Origin of the sequence: Duganella fentianensis (assembly GCF_009857835.1) — a bacterium.
GTDB classification, from domain to species: Bacteria; Pseudomonadota; Gammaproteobacteria; order Burkholderiales; family Burkholderiaceae_D; genus Rugamonas; species Rugamonas fentianensis.
Window position 1 is genome coordinate 334846 of sequence record NZ_WWCL01000004.1, and the last position, 14084, is coordinate 348929.

Annotated in this window: 14 protein-coding genes and 1 tRNA gene; 9 read left to right on the forward strand and 6 right to left on the reverse strand. The window is 58.2% G+C overall.

All coding sequences use genetic code 11. The features are described 5' to 3' along the window. Window positions 1-3: 3 nt before the first annotated feature. The 3 genes from GTP23_RS18550 to GTP23_RS18560 all read right to left on the reverse strand — a co-directional run bounded on the left by GTP23_RS18550 (window position 4) and on the right by GTP23_RS18560 (window position 4184). Window positions 4-1599 (reverse strand): methyl-accepting chemotaxis protein, encoded by a 1596-nt coding sequence (locus GTP23_RS18550; protein ID WP_161036481.1) that lies wholly within the window; start codon window positions 1597-1599, stop codon window positions 4-6. Between the two features lie 208 nt (window positions 1600-1807). Next, complete coding sequence (locus GTP23_RS18555) at window positions 1808-3565, reverse strand: ATP-binding response regulator (RefSeq protein ID WP_161036482.1); 1758 nt, start codon at window positions 3563-3565, stop codon at window positions 1808-1810. 1 nt (window position 3566) lies between these two features. Continuing rightward, window positions 3567-4184, reverse strand: coding sequence for a response regulator transcription factor (locus GTP23_RS18560; protein WP_161036483.1), 618 nt, complete (start codon window positions 4182-4184; stop codon window positions 3567-3569). Window positions 4185-4361: 177 nt separating this feature from the next. Here GTP23_RS18560 and GTP23_RS22625 point away from each other — a divergent pair, with 177 nt between their 5' ends. The 5 genes from GTP23_RS22625 (at window position 4362) to GTP23_RS18585 (ending at window position 7923) form a co-directional block, all read left to right on the forward strand. Further along, on the forward strand, window positions 4362-4889 hold the full coding sequence (locus tag GTP23_RS22625; RefSeq protein ID WP_371866954.1) for an FxDxF family PEP-CTERM protein: 528 nt from the start codon (window positions 4362-4364) through the stop codon (window positions 4887-4889). A gap of 693 nt (window positions 4890-5582) precedes the next feature. Then, a complete protein-coding gene (locus tag GTP23_RS18570; RefSeq protein ID WP_229256170.1) occupies window positions 5583-6143 on the forward strand; it encodes a hypothetical protein in 561 nt (186 codons plus the stop codon). A gap of 79 nt (window positions 6144-6222) precedes the next feature. Then, window positions 6223-6576, forward strand: a complete 354-nt coding sequence (locus GTP23_RS18575; protein ID WP_161036484.1) for a winged helix-turn-helix domain-containing protein — start codon at window positions 6223-6225, stop codon at window positions 6574-6576. Window positions 6577-7079: 503 nt separating this feature from the next. Beyond that, window positions 7080-7559 (forward strand): hypothetical protein, encoded by a 480-nt coding sequence (locus tag GTP23_RS18580; protein WP_161036485.1) that lies wholly within the window; start codon window positions 7080-7082, stop codon window positions 7557-7559. Window positions 7560-7638: 79 nt separating this feature from the next. Then, the gene (locus tag GTP23_RS18585; protein WP_161036486.1) at window positions 7639-7923 is read left to right on the forward strand and encodes a hypothetical protein; all 285 of its coding nucleotides are present in this window, start codon (window positions 7639-7641) and stop codon (window positions 7921-7923) included. 58 nt (window positions 7924-7981) lie between these two features. On the opposite strand, the gene GTP23_RS18590 is transcribed toward GTP23_RS18585, so the two are convergent. Beyond that, window positions 7982-8058: transfer RNA gene (locus tag GTP23_RS18590), tRNA-Pro, on the reverse strand. Window positions 8059-8245: 187 nt separating this feature from the next. On the opposite strand from GTP23_RS18590, the gene arsC reads away from it, so the two are divergent. Next, a complete protein-coding gene (gene arsC, locus GTP23_RS18595) occupies window positions 8246-8593 on the forward strand; it encodes an arsenate reductase (glutaredoxin) (RefSeq protein WP_161036487.1) in 348 nt (115 codons plus the stop codon). A 43-nt stretch (window positions 8594-8636) separates the two neighbouring features. Here the strand turns inward: arsC and GTP23_RS18600 are convergent, their stop codons facing one another. Next, entirely contained in the window at window positions 8637-10679 is a 2043-nt protein-coding gene (locus GTP23_RS18600; RefSeq protein ID WP_161036488.1) for an NHL domain-containing protein, read from the reverse strand. Between the two features lie 187 nt (window positions 10680-10866). Continuing rightward, window positions 10867-11856 (reverse strand): octaprenyl diphosphate synthase, encoded by a 990-nt coding sequence (gene ispB, locus GTP23_RS18605; protein ID WP_161036489.1) that lies wholly within the window; start codon window positions 11854-11856, stop codon window positions 10867-10869. A 295-nt stretch (window positions 11857-12151) separates the two neighbouring features. Between ispB and rplU the strand changes: the two genes are divergently transcribed. The 3 genes from rplU to obgE all read left to right on the forward strand — a co-directional run bounded on the left by rplU (window position 12152) and on the right by obgE (window position 13981). Then, a complete protein-coding gene (rplU, locus tag GTP23_RS18610; protein WP_008445658.1) occupies window positions 12152-12463 on the forward strand; it encodes a 50S ribosomal protein L21 in 312 nt (103 codons plus the stop codon). A 39-nt stretch (window positions 12464-12502) separates the two neighbouring features. Further along, on the forward strand, window positions 12503-12760 hold the full coding sequence (gene rpmA / locus GTP23_RS18615; RefSeq protein ID WP_155434452.1) for a 50S ribosomal protein L27: 258 nt from the start codon (window positions 12503-12505) through the stop codon (window positions 12758-12760). A 111-nt stretch (window positions 12761-12871) separates the two neighbouring features. Next, a complete protein-coding gene (obgE, locus tag GTP23_RS18620) occupies window positions 12872-13981 on the forward strand; it encodes a GTPase ObgE (RefSeq protein ID WP_155434453.1) in 1110 nt (369 codons plus the stop codon). Window positions 13982-14084 lie beyond the last annotated feature (103 nt).

Consider the following 14084-nt stretch of genomic DNA (forward strand, 5'->3'; position numbering starts at 1 on the left):
CGCTCAGGCTTTGCGTAGCAGCGGGCGGTCGTTGGCGGCCGTGTGATCGAGTTTGAAGACGGCCATGGCCTGCGCCACGCTGCGGCTTTGCTCGGCCAGCGTGCCGGTGGCCGCTGCCGCTTCTTCGACCAGCGCCGCATTGCGCTGGGTGATGTCGTCGATGTTGACCACAGCCTGATTGACTTCCTTGATGCCCTGTACCTGCTCGCGCGTGGAGGTGGTGATTTCATCCATCACCTGCGTGACCTTCTGTACCGAGTAGATCACATCGCTCATGGTGGAGCCGGCCGAATTGGTCAGCTGGGTGCCGGCGCTGACCTTTGCTATCGACTGGTCGATCAGGGCCTTGATTTCCTTGGCAGCGGTAGCGGAGCGCTGTGCCAGTGCCCGTACTTCGCTGGCCACCACGGCAAAGCCGCGGCCCTGTTCACCAGCACGTGCCGCTTCTACGGCGGCGTTGAGGGCGAGGATATTGGTCTGGAAGGCGATGCCGTCGATGATACCGATAATGTCCAGCACCTTGTTGGACGAGCTGCTGATTTCGTTCATGGTGGAGACGACCTGCGCCACGATATTGCCGCCTTGTTCCGCCACGGCCGAAGCGCGTGCTGCCAGTTCGTTGGCGCTGCTGATGCTGCCCGCGCTGTGCTGCAGGGTGGAATTGAGCTGCTCCATGCTGGCCGCAGTCTGCTGCAGGCTGGAGGCCTGTGATTCCGTGCGGTCCGACAGGTCCAGATTGCCGCTGGCGATTTCGCTGGTGGAGGCGGAGATTTTCTCGAAGCTCAGGCGGACGTCACCGATGATGCTATGCAGGTTGACATTGGTCTGGCGGATGGCGGCCATCAGCTGGCCCATTTCGTCGTTGCGGCGGATTTCGATTTTGCTGGCCAGATCGCCGCCCGCCATTTTGCGGGCGGAAACGGTGGCAAACTGCAGCGGACGCACCACGCTGACATACAGGGCGCGCCAGAAATTCAGCGCAAGCGCGGCGCCCAGCAGGGCGGCACCCGTCATCCACGGGCTGGCGTCGTTGGCAAAGAAGACGGCTGCAAACAGCAGCATGAGCGTCGTCAGAATGAGCGCATTGAGGCGGGTGGTGGTGTGTATGCCCAGTTTGCTGGCTTCCCTGAGCCGCGCATACCAGTGGGTCTCGACGGCCCGGCCATTGACGATGGCCAGACGGTGCGGATTGCCGGCTTTGAATTGCTGGTACAGCTGGTCGGCAGCGCGTACCTGCTCGCGGCTAGGCTTGGTCCGTACCGACATATAGCCGGTGGGCTGGCCCCGCTCGATGACCGGGGTGACGTTCGCCAGCACCCAGTAGTAATCGCCATTCTTGCAGCGGTTTTTCACCATGCCGGTCCACGGCATGCCGGACTGGATGCAGCGCCACATATCGGCGAACGCTTCGGCCGGCATATCGGGGTGGCGCAGGATGTTTTGCGGGGCGCCCAGCAGCTCGCTTTCTGTATAGCCGCTGACTTCGACAAAATAAGGATTGGCAAAAGTGATGTTGCCGCGCAAATCCGTGGTGGAAACGATGGTGCGGCCATCGGTGATCAGATGCTCATTCTGGGTGACAGGTAGATTGGTACGCAATGTATTCCCCCTGAAGCTTATCGTTGGTCTAGGCCGCGGTGGGAACTGTCCTGGGCAGTTCATCGTTGCGGGACGTAGTGCGATATGCACTCGGGGGTGAATTCTACATCAATAGTATCAATTTACGGATTATTTTTGACAAAAACGAATTAAATGCTAAATTTAATTAATTTGATTAATTATTTTCTGGCGGGAAATAAGACATGGACTAGCCCTGTGCACCCTCGCGGTTGGCAAGCTCGGCCAGCGCCGCGTAGAGCTGGTCAGGCGCCACGGGTTTGTGCAGCAGCGGCACGCCCGAGGCGCGCGCTTCGCGCAGCCGTACCGGCGCTGTGTCTCCCGTAACCAGCAGGGCCGGCAGTTCGCGGCCGAGCTGGGAACGCAGAGCGGCGATGGCGTCGGCGCCCGTGCGTTGCGCACGCAGGCGGTAGTCGCTGATGATGATGTCGGGTAGCACTTCTGCGCTGAGTTCGAGCGCGCTGTCCAGATCTTCCGCCACCAGGCACAGGCAGCCCCATTGCGCCAGCAGATGCTGCATGGCGCTGCGGACGGCCTGATCGTCGTCGATCACCAGTACGCGCAAGCCCAGCGCGGGGCGTTCCTGCGGGCGGTTGCGGGTAAGGCGGTGCAGCGGCGCCTGCTGGGCCAGCGGAATGCGCAGGCGGAACACGCTGCCGCGCCCCGGCTGCGAAACCACGCTGAGCGGGTGGTCCAGCAGCTGTGCCAGGCCGCGTGCAATCGACAGGCCCAGCCCCAGACCTTTCTGGCGGTCGCGCTCAGGATTGCCCAACTGGTGAAACTCGAGGAAGATGTTTTCCTGCTGTTCGGCGGCGATGCCTATGCCGGTGTCCCACACTTCCAGCAAGGCGTGATCGCGCCGGCGCCGGCAGGCTACCAGTATGCCGCCGCGCTCCGTGTAGCGCACCGCATTCGAGACCAGATTGCGCAGTATCAGTTCCAGCAGCGCAGGGTCACTATGCAGCGCCACCGTGCTGTCGCGCGTGCGGTACAGCAGCCCTTTGGCATTGGCTTGCGGCGCCAGTTCGCTTTCGATTTTGGTGAGCAGGGTCTGCAGCTGGAATGCTTCCGGCTGGGGATCGACCACGCCGGCTTCGATACGGGAAAAGTCCAGCAGGGTGTGCAGCATTTCTGCCGAAGCCAGACCGGCAGCGCGGGCATTGCCGAGAATCTCGTGTTGCTGGGGCGTGAGGGATGAGCGTGCCAGCACTTCGAGAAACAGCGACTGGGCGTGTATGGGCTGGCGCAAGTCGTGGCTGGCAGCAGCCAGAAAGCGCGACTTGGCATGGTTGGCCTGTTCCGCCGCCACGCGTGCGGCGCTGGCGCGTGCGCTTTCCACTTTCAGCATTTCGATCAGGTCGACATTTTCAAAGCGCAGCTCGATCGCTGCGCGGGTGGCGCGCGTGCTGTTATAGCCCTGGGACAGCAGGCTGCCCAGGTAGGCCAGCGCTGCCACGCTAAGCGCCTGATAGGCCAGTTCGCCCATGGTCCACGCTTTTAGCGCCAGCATGCCCAGCTCGCCTATGCAGAACACCATGAAAACCGGCAGCACAGGTGATAGCAGCGACATGGAATTGCCGACTATGCCGGACAGGACGGCGATAACCAGCACGCTGGCAGGCGCGGCCTGCGGATCCAGCCCCACCCACGCCAGTGCCCCCCAGGCGATGCCATCGATGGCATTCAGCAGCAGCAGGCGGCGTACCAGTGCAGGCGCCTGTGCCGGCAGGATGGGCTGCGCCAGCAGGCGCTGGGCATCCCAGGTGGCAAAGGTCTTGGAGACGATGACGGTGATGGCCCAGCACAGCACGGTGAATTTGCCCTGGGCCGGCTCCAGCGTATAGGCCAGCGCCAGCGCCACCACGATGGCGGGCCAGAGCGAGCTATACATATTGCGCAGCAGGAGCGTGATCTGCTCCGCCTGCATCTGGGGCGCACTGGTGCTCATGCTAGCCGACCAGACCGCGGGTCCGTGCTGCAAACGCTGCTTCGGCCCGGCTGCTGACACCCAGTGCCGCCAGAATGGCCTGTACGTGGCCCCTGACGGTATTTTCCGACAGGTGCAGGCGCTGGCCTATCAGTTTGTTGGAGAGGCCCTGACAGAGCAGTGCCAGTACTTCGCATTGCCGCGCAGTGAGGCGCGAGGCGCTGTCGCCCTGCTCGGCAGGGGCTGCATTGCTGGCGGGGGCAGGACGCTGGCCGGCCAGCGCCGTCCTGACGGTTTCGAGAAATTGCGGCGCCGGCGCGGCTTTGGATAGGAAGCTGTGGGCGCCCCGTTCCATGGCCGAGCGTTCTGTGCTGACGCTGCTATCGGCCGATAGCACGACGACAGGACAGTCTGGCCACTGGCGCGCCAGCAGCGTCATGCCGTCCAGCCCGTTCAGGCCGGGTAGCTGGATGTCGAGCAGTATCAGTTGTGGCGCCACGCTGCGGCGGCCGCCGGCTAGCGCTTCGTCGAGGCTGGCTGCCTCGCGGATTTCGGCATCGCTAAGTGCGTTGGTCAGCATCAGGCGCAGGCCGGCGCGGAATAGGGCATGGTCGTCTATAAGCAGGATGGAGCAATTCATGTGTTTTATTTGTTTAGTCCGCCCCGCCGGCGCCCCGGTCGGGGACATCAAAACGGTCTGAATGGACTATTTATTTCCCAATCATATCAAAATATCATGAGCACCTGACAGATAAACAAGTAATACGTCCAAAAGGAAACGAATATGAAGAAGATTGCTCTAGCGCTGCTATTCAGTATGTCCGCTATCTTTAGCGCCCATGCCGACGTGGTTCATCCTACCGTGGAAATCGCACTGGTGAAGTCGGTCGGTACGACGGACCAGTGGAGTGCTGGTTTCGGTAATACCATTAACAAGGGCTCCGATGCCTGGTTCACGGACACCTATATTTTTACCCCAGAAATGGCTGGCAACTTCAAAGTTAATGGCGGTGTGTTCAATATCTACTCGAGCATGGCCCAGTCGATTGTGTTCGACTCCGTGACGGTGAATGGCGTCAAACTGAAACTGAAAAGCACTTACGACGTAGATCTGGGTCAAGGCACCTATTCGGCCGTGCTGGGTAACACCTGGCTGAGCGGTCCACTAAAAATGGTGGTACACGGGTTTGCCGGTGGTGAAGCGCCATCCTTCTCGGCTTCGTATGTTGGTACTCTGAATGTACGCGGCATTGCCGCGGTACCGGAACCAGAAACCTACGCCATGATGGTGGCCGGTCTGGGTCTGGTAGGCCTGATGGCTCGCCGTCGTAAGCAAAGTGTTTGATTCCCGGCATTAGACTCGCCTGGATTTAGCTGGCCTCCGTGCCAGCGTTCGGCCGGCTGCACATGGTACACATGGGCAGCCGGTGTTTTTTTTTGTGCGTCGCCCTGTGCGGAGCGCTGTCCCTGTTGCTGCATGATTCGGTCAAAAACCTGGCCGGGTGAGCATCAGCGCAAGCTCCCCGAAGTATGTGGGCCTGGTATCGTTTATCTTGCCAATTATTCAGATTGATATAAAATATGGAGCGATAATCGCGACTAGGGGATAAACGTGGACACTGATTTGCCAGTCGGCCGGCCATCGAAAGACTTGGCTATCGAGCTCGCCTATGCCAAGTACATGGCAGCATTGGCAACCCACCATCCTAAACCCGGCTCTCTGGCGGCCGCTGATTCGCGTGCTTATATCGTTGTACCGGCTGACTCTCCCCGGGAAAGCTGCGAAGTAGTTACAGACCAGCCCCACCCGCAATCAGTGTCTGGCTAACACTGTTCCCCGAACTCTATCGTTGGATCCATATGAGGCACTAGCCTTATAGGCCTATTGCACCACAGGGGTAGGTGCGGCTATTTCGTCGCGGCGACGTAATACGTGACAATCCTGCATCGACCTAGTTGAACTATTTATGCGGGCCATGGTACTGTCTTGCATTTTAGAACTAACAGTTTCTGCGCAGTTGCGTCAGTACCATGTGATATGAACAAGCCTACATCGTCGTCAAATTTGAATCTGTATCTGGTGTTGGGGACGATAGCCCTGCATGGAACTATGATGGTGGCGAACGAATTGTTTTTCCGGAAGGCGGAATTTCTACAGGGGATAGGCTGGATTTACCTGCCGGCCGGCACACGGTTGTTGTGTACGCTGTTGTTTGGCCAGGCCGGTGCTATCGGGCTGCTGGTATCGGGCTGGTTTGCTTGCTACTGGTATTACTTTCCCGGTGATGCCGTACGGGCCACTACGGGGACCATCGCCGGGGCCATGGGGCCCTATCTGGTCTATCTGATCGCCCAGCGCGAATATGGTCTGCAGGCGTCCTTGCAGAATCTGACGCCGAAGCGGCTGTTGATCTGTGCCGTTGCATGTGCGATAGCAAGTCCTGTATTGCATCATATTTGGTTTGCCGTACATGGCGACGACAATCTGTTGCCCGGGTTCTTAGTGATGTTCGTTGGCGACCTGGTGGGGGCACTGATTGTGTTGTACACAGCGAAAGGGATACTCGCGATACTGCCCAAGCCGGGGCGATTAAAGTAGTCGTCTGGCGATGTGCTAAAATTTGTAGCATCTTACCGTGTCAGTTAGCCGCCCATTCGCCATAGTTCCATACGACGCCATGATGCCACCCAAACGACCTGCCGACATTTACATGCGCTTTCTTCAACTCGCCGAAGCATTGCGTGGCTTGCCGTCGCTGCCCCCGCTTGACCCGCTGGAAGAGCGGATTCTGGCGATTGTCGCCAAGGCTAGTCAGGAAGAAGAGCGCTTGTCGGTGCGCGACATGATGGGGAAAAAAGAGCTTGGCGCACCTGCGACTGTGCATAGCCGCCTGACCTCGATGCGGGAAAAGGGCTGGCTGATCTTGACGGATACCGAGGACGCGCGCCGCAAGCAGGTAGAACTGACTCAGGATGCCTTGAAGTATTTCGATAAACTGTCGAAGTGCATGGTCAAAGCCACGCAGCAGTAAATTCATCTTCATCTGCCTCCCTTCCGACAGGGATGGAGAGGCTCCCCAATATCCCATTTCAATTCCGCTGGCTGTGCATCTATAGATGACAGCACAAGCTGCCAGTTCTGCTACCTCCCATTCCAACTCTCGTAAAAAATTTGCAATAACCGGAGATCTTGTCTTCGACGTATGTCCGGATATGAAAACGGCGCTGAAAATTGATCTAAAATATATACCAATATGAAATTTAGATCGATAATGCTGGGGCGAGATTTCTTGAATCTCTGATCTATAGCTTGCATTTTTCAGACGTCGTGGGAGGGGCTGAAACTTTACTGGGCGCGCTTCGGGCAGTCCTTCGCAAAACGATGCGCCGGGTGCGCCAATGGCAATCATTTCTGGCGACGCAGAGCCACTAATCAGCCCGCCACCATGCCTGTTGCTCACCATATGAATGCGATGGATGAAAAACGTCTATGTAAGTGCAGAACTTCTTGCGCGGCCATCAAAAAGGATAATCAATGAGCGAAATTCTTGTGACCCCTGCGTTACAAAATTCGATAATGTTTCATGCCATAAAACGAACTGCATTGCAGGAGTTCGGCCATGAGATCAGCACTCTGGTAGTCGGATCGTCGCACGGGGACTGTGGATTTAATCCGGAGTTCTTTCCTGGCTCATTTAATCTCTGCACCTCGTCGCAAGACTTGAAGTTTTCTAGTCTTCTGTATGAGAAAGCAGTGGAGCAGTGTCCTGGTATCAGGAATCTGATTCTCTTTTACTCGGTGTTTTCGCCGGGTAGCGTCTTGGAGAAAAGTCCGAGTGAAAACTATCATGCGCTTTCCTTGAACGAACTGTTTGATCTTGGACTTGACTTCGAAGACATGGATGAAACCTCGACCTGGCTAGGAGCAAATATAAAGGGACGGCTGGATGGTGTATCCAAACAAGCGGGCTACATGGGCTTCGTCGCCAACGAAGGAAAAGGGATTTATAGGTGAAGCCTTTGGGGCTCAGAAACGTGCCAATGACCACCTGCGATTCAGCCGCACCGATGGCGCACACCTGTATTTGATAAGAATGCTGTTGAAAGCCAAGGCGCTGAACCACAAAATGTTCATCGTTCTATCACCAGTGCGCTCTGACTACAAGGCCGCGGTTTTAGCCCGTAATCCACAGGTGTTCGAGCGCCTGTTTGATCTATTGAACCAATTTGAGCTCGGGTATCGCCCTACGGTGATTGATTTCTTTAATGACAATCAGATCGAAGATGCGCACTTTGCCGATTACGATCACTTACTTCCTACCGGCGATGGGGTCGCTTACATATCCAAACGGATCGAACAAATCGTTCGTGAAAGCTAGCTGGTTTGCTGCAAGTGTCGCGCTACAGTGATTTCCCCACCGAGTACCAGGGGATTTTTGGTCGGGGTGAGAGGATTCGAACCTCCGGCCTCTACGTCCCGAACGTAGCGCTCTACCGGGCTAAGCTACACCCCGACGGTGTGGGTTTATTACACCGGATTTTTCGCCAGATCTCAACACCCGGCCTAACAGAGCGTGGTGTTCTGCGCACTCATCGCATGTGCAGCGAGGATCGTCGGGCTGCGGTGCGGAATGAGCTGGGCGTCGGAACGGGGTAAATCAGCGATAATGCGGTTTTTGCAAACCGTATCTGGGCAGACCTATGAGTATCATGATCTATCACAATAATGCCTGCGGCACTTCGCGCAAGACGCTGGAAGCCATCCGTGCCAGCGGCGTGGAACCGCAGATTATCGACTATGTGAAACAGCCGCCTACGCGCGCCGAACTGGAGCAGATGATCGCCAGGGCAGGCATCACGGTGCGTCAGGCCATGCGCAACAAGGGCGAACTGTATGAGCAGCTGGGTCTGGCTGATACCAGCCTGAATGACTCGGCCCTGCTGGATGCCATGATGGCCCACCCCATCCTGATCGAGCGGCCATTCGTGGTCAGCACCAAAGGCGTGCGGCTGTGCCGCCCCAGCGAACTGGTACAGGAGATTCTGTAAAGGCCTTGCGGCACGGCGGTGCCGTACTGCAAGGCCGGTCTGTCTACAACTGGATTTTGATGACGGCACCAGCGCTGCTGATGTAGAGCAGGCCATTGGTGCCAACGGCGATGGCGCTCGGCGCGGCCAGCGATCCGGGCAGGTTGCCGAGGCGCACGCCCATACCACCAGCCTTGCCGGCCACTGTGCTGACGCGGCCATCGGGGCTGATCTGGCGCACCGTATGGTTGTCGGTGTCGGACACGTACAGATTGCCGGCGCTGTCGATGCTGATGCCGCTAGGCGAGTTAAAGCGGGCCGCGCTCCCCACGCCGTCCGCTGAGCCATGCTGGCCGGCGACGCCAGCCAGCGTGCTGACCACGCCTGCCGGTGTGATCTTGCGGATGGTGTGGTTGTCGCGGTCCGCCACATAAATGTTGCCCGCGGCATCCGCTGCCATCCCCTGAGGCTGATTGAAGCGCGCCAGGTTAGCACTACCATCGGCACTGCCGATATAGGCCTGATCGTCAGTCGGCGTCTGGAACGCCGTTGCAATGCCGGCGAGCGTACTGACCTGCAGATCCGGCGTGATCTTGCGGATTGCCGTGCGGGTGCTGACGTACATATTGCCGCGGGCGTCCATGCAGATGCCGTTCATGGTGTTGAAACTGGCGGCGAGGCCTATGCCGTCTTTGTCGGCACTGGTAAAAGGCGTGCCGGCGATGGTGCTGACATTGCCCGTTGGCGTAATCTTGCGCACGACAGTGTCGTCGGTGACGTACAGGTTGCCGCTGGCGTCGATCGCTATCCCGCGCAGGAATACAAAGCGGGCCTCGCTGCCTACGCCGTCGGCATGGGTCATGGCACCATCTTTGCCGGCCAGCGTGCTGACCTCTCCGGCCGGGGTAATCTTCTTGATCGATAAACCCTGCGTGACATACAGATTGCCGGCAGCATCGAGTATGGAACTGGCGTTCATCGCCGATAGCGTCACAGGGTTTTTGCCATCGCCGCTGCTGACTGCGGCGCTACCCGCGAGCGGGCTGATGCTGCCATCCGCTGCGATGCTCTGTATGGTTCCATTGCGGGTCGTTGCATACAGCGTGCCCTTGCTGTTGACGGTCAGGTGGGTGAACGCGGTGGGCCGTTCCGGCGTGCTGGCGATGAAAGTGGATTGCTCGCCTTTGGCGTTGATTTTCAGGATGCTATTGCTGTGGCCATCATTGATCAGATAGGTATTGCCGCTGTTATCGACCGTTACCGAGGGCAGGTAGGGCATGAGGCTGCTCAGGTCGGCAATGGTGGTCACTGTGCCCGCGGGGTCGATTCTGCGTACGGCCCAGTCGTCCACCACTGTCAGGTTGCCTGCGCTGTCCAGCGCCATGCCCAGCGGCTTGCTGAACAGCGTCTGATAGGCGGGGCCGTCCTGCAGTGCGCAGCTGATGCCCTTGATCCCGGTCGTGCATTTGCCGCCGATCTTGCCGGTAAACGTGCTGACCTCGCCATTGCTACCCAGTTTGCGGATGTTGCGCGAAAGCAGTTCGCTGAAATAGACATTGCCGGTGGCATCGCTGGCCAGCGCAAAAGGTGATTCCAGCAAGGCCGTGCTGCGATTGCCGTCCATATAGCCGAACTTGGTCGGACTGCCGGCCAGCGTGCTGACTGTGCCGCTCTGGGTCACGCGGCGTATGGTCGTGCCGTCGGTAACGTACAGATTACCGGCAGCATCGATGCTGATGTCGCTCAGGATGGCGAAGCGGGCTGTCTGACTATCGCCATCCGTGTTGACGAAGTCGCCCGGCTTGCCGGCGATGGTGCTGACCACGCCGGCCGGCGTGATTTGGCGCACGGTAGCGTTGCCGGCATCGGCTACGTAGAGATTGCCGGCCTGATCGACGGTAATGCCTTGCAGTACGCCGAAATGGGCGTCGCTACCGGTGCCGTCGAGGTTGCCCGGTCCACCGGTCTGGCCAGCCAGCAGATACAGTCCCCGTGCAGGGGGCGAAGCTGGCGTTACGCTGGCTTGCGGGCTGCTGCCGCCACCGCAGCCACCTAGTAGCGAGGAAATTGCCAGCGCAATGGCCAGCCCTTGCAGTCGGAGTTTCATGATCGGATGCGGCGCGCGTCGCCGTGAGAGTTTCAATTGCTAAATTATATACAATTAAAAGCAATATTCATGAAAATATCATGTTACCGGTCTGGCTGGCGCCCAAAGCAACAGGGCCAGTGCCGGCGTTGCCGGAACTGGCCCTGTGCTCAGGCTGCCGCGCGCTGCGGCGCCAGGTAGCCGGCGATCAGTGGTTGCGGTGCACCGAGAAGTGCGCCAGCTGTTGCAGCGATTCTTTGTAGATGCTGTCCGGCAGGTCGGCGATGGCGGCGGCGGCCCGTTCGGCAGCGGCCACGGCCTGCTGGCGCGTGTAGTCGAGTGCGCCGCTGCTGGTGATGGCGGCGAGGATGGTGTCGAAATGCTGTTCGTCACCCTGTTCGATGCAGCTGCGCACCAGTGCGCGCTGTTCCGCCGTGCCGTTTTCCATCAGGTAGATCAGCGGCAGGGTAGGCTTGCCTTCACGCAGGTCATCGCCCACGTTCTTGCCGATTTCGCTGGCATCGCCGGCGTAGTCGAGCACGTCGTCGATCAGCTGGAACGCGGTACCGAGCGAGCGGCCATATTCGCCGGCAGCGGCGATCTGGTCATCGTTGCAGCCCGAAATCAGGGCGCCCAGCTCGGCCGCGGCTTCGAACAGCTTGGCCGTTTTCGAGCGTATCACCTGCAGATAGCGTTCCTGGTTTACATCGGGATCGTGCATGTTCAGCAGCTGCAGCACTTCGCCTTCGGCGATCACGTTGGTGGCGTCGGACAGGATCTGCATCACGCGCATATTGTTCAGGCCGACCATCATCTGGAAGGAGCGCGAGTACAGGAAGTCGCCCACCAGCACGGAAGCGGCGTTGCCGAACAGGGCATTGGCGGTGGCGCGGCCGCGGCGCAGCGAGGATTCGTCGACCACGTCATCATGCAGCAGGGTGGCGGTGTGGATGAATTCGACCACGGCGGCCAGTTCGTGATGGGCCGTGCCCCTGTAGCCATAAGCATTGGCCACCAGCAGTACCAGCACGGGACGGATACGCTTGCCCCCGGCGCTGATGATGTATTCTGCAATCTGGTTGACGAGGCTGACCTCGGAATGCAGTTTCTGGCGGATCACCGTGTTGACGGCGTCCATATCGGCAGCAATCGTTTGGGCGATGGTATTTTGTGGGGCGGTTTGGGTAGCGGCAGACAAGACGAACCTGTGCAGTAGACTATGGGTGGTCGTGATTATACGACATGCCCCTGCGCAGAGGGGTATAGCCCAACATGACAGTCAGGATAGTTTGTTAAAAAAACAGCACAATCGGGCCGCTGTGCGCCCTAAGAAGCCAACAAGCATGTCAGACATACCACGCGCCGGAAGTTTTGTGAATAGTTTTTGACGCGAAAACCCATCCCATGTATAATCAGCGGTTCCCCGGTTTTCATGCTGTTGTTTTTGCAGAGGCCGGACGGAATTTTCTTAACATTTGATGAGGTTTCAAATCATGTACGCGGTCATAAAAACCGGTGGCAAACAGTATAAAGTTGTCGCTGGCGAAAAACTCAAAGTAGAACAGATACCTGCAGACATTGGTTCCGAACTCACTATCGACCAAGTCCTCGCCGTTGGCGAAGGCGAGAGCATCAAGTTCGGTGCTCCTCTGGTTGAAGGTGCGAAGGTACTGGTTACTGTTGTGGCACACGGTCGTCACGATAAAGTGAAGATTTTCAAGATGCGTCGTCGTAAGCACTACCAGAAGCATCAAGGCCATCGCCAAAATTACACCGAAATCCAAATCGTATCGATCAACGGCTAATCGCCGCTTGCCCGAGAATTAGTATCCAAGGAGTCTTAAATGGCACACAAAAAAGGCGGCGGCACTACGCGAAATGGTCGTGACTCAGAATCAAAACGTCTGGGCGTTAAAGTGTACGGCGGTCAATCGATCAACGCCGGCGGCATCATTATTCGTCAACGCGGCACCCCAGTGCGCGCTGGCGAAGGCGTAGGTACCGGCAAAGACCACACCCTGTTCGCTCTGGTGGACGGCAAGGTCAAGTTCGTGACCAAGGGCGTAGGCTCGAAGCAGTACGTTACCGTAGTAGCAGCGTAAATCACGCTAGCGGCCCGCTGCGATGACGCGCGGGCTGATTTGTAAGGCGCAAGCCTTCAATCGAAAGGCTCTGCCCCAGGTAGAGCCTTTTTAGTTTTATGGCGGCACATTATGAAGTTTATCGACGAAGCAAAAATTGAAGTGATCGGTGGTGACGGCGGCAATGGTTGCGCCTCGTTTTGCCGTGAGAAATTCCGCCCGTTCGGCGGTCCTGACGGCGGCGATGGCGGCAAAGGCGGCTCGATCTGGGCAGTAGCAGACCGTAACATCAATACGCTGGTCGATTTCCGCTTCTCCAAAGTGCACCGCGCCAAAGATGGCGAATCGGGCCGTGGTGCCGACTGCTACGGCAAAGGCGCGGACGACGTGTTCCTGCGTATGCCGGTAGGCACCCTGATCATTGACGAAGCCAGTGGCGAAATCATGGCCGACCTGACCACCCACGGACAGCAGGAACTGCTGGCCAAAGGCGGCGATGGCGGCTGGGGCAATATCCACTTCAAGACCTCGACCAACCGCGCCCCGCGTCAGAAGACCGAAGGCAAGGAAGGCGAACGCCGCGAACTGCGTCTGGAACTGAAGATTCTGGCTGATGTGGGCCTGCTCGGTATGCCGAATGCCGGCAAATCGACCTTCATCACCTCGGTGTCCAACGCCCGTCCGAAGATCGCCGACTATCCGTTCACCACGCTGCACCCTAACCTCGGTGTGGTGCGTGTGTCGCACGAGAAGAGCTTTGTGATCGCCGACATTCCCGGTCTGATCGAAGGCGCGGCCGAAGGTGCCGGTCTGGGTCACCAGTTCCTGCGCCACCTGCAGCGTACCGGCCTGCTGCTGCACATCGTCGATCTGGCACCGTTCGAAGCCAACGTCGATCCGGTCAAGGAAGCCAAGGCACTGGTCAACGAGCTGAAAAAATACGATGCCACGCTGGTGGACAAGCCACGCTGGCTGGTACTGAACAAACTGGACATCGTGCCAGAGGAAGAGCGTGCCAAGAAGGTCAAGGACTTCATCAAGAAGTTCGGCTGGAAAGGTCCCGTGTTCGAGATTTCCGCACTGGGCCACGAAGGTACCCAGGAGCTGGTCAATGCCATCTATCTGCATCTGGAAGAGAAGAAGCATGGCGAGCAGCGTGCTGAAGAAGTGCACATGACGGAAGAGGCGCGCGGCATCTCGTCGATCGATCCGGACGATCCGCGCTTCAAAATTATCGACTAAGTTTGCCACTTAGTGTTCACTAAGTCTCGACGTACCCTCTGCATCACCGGCATAATCAGTTATCAGCTGATTATGCCTTTCCACTCTGCGCCCGCGCTGCCAT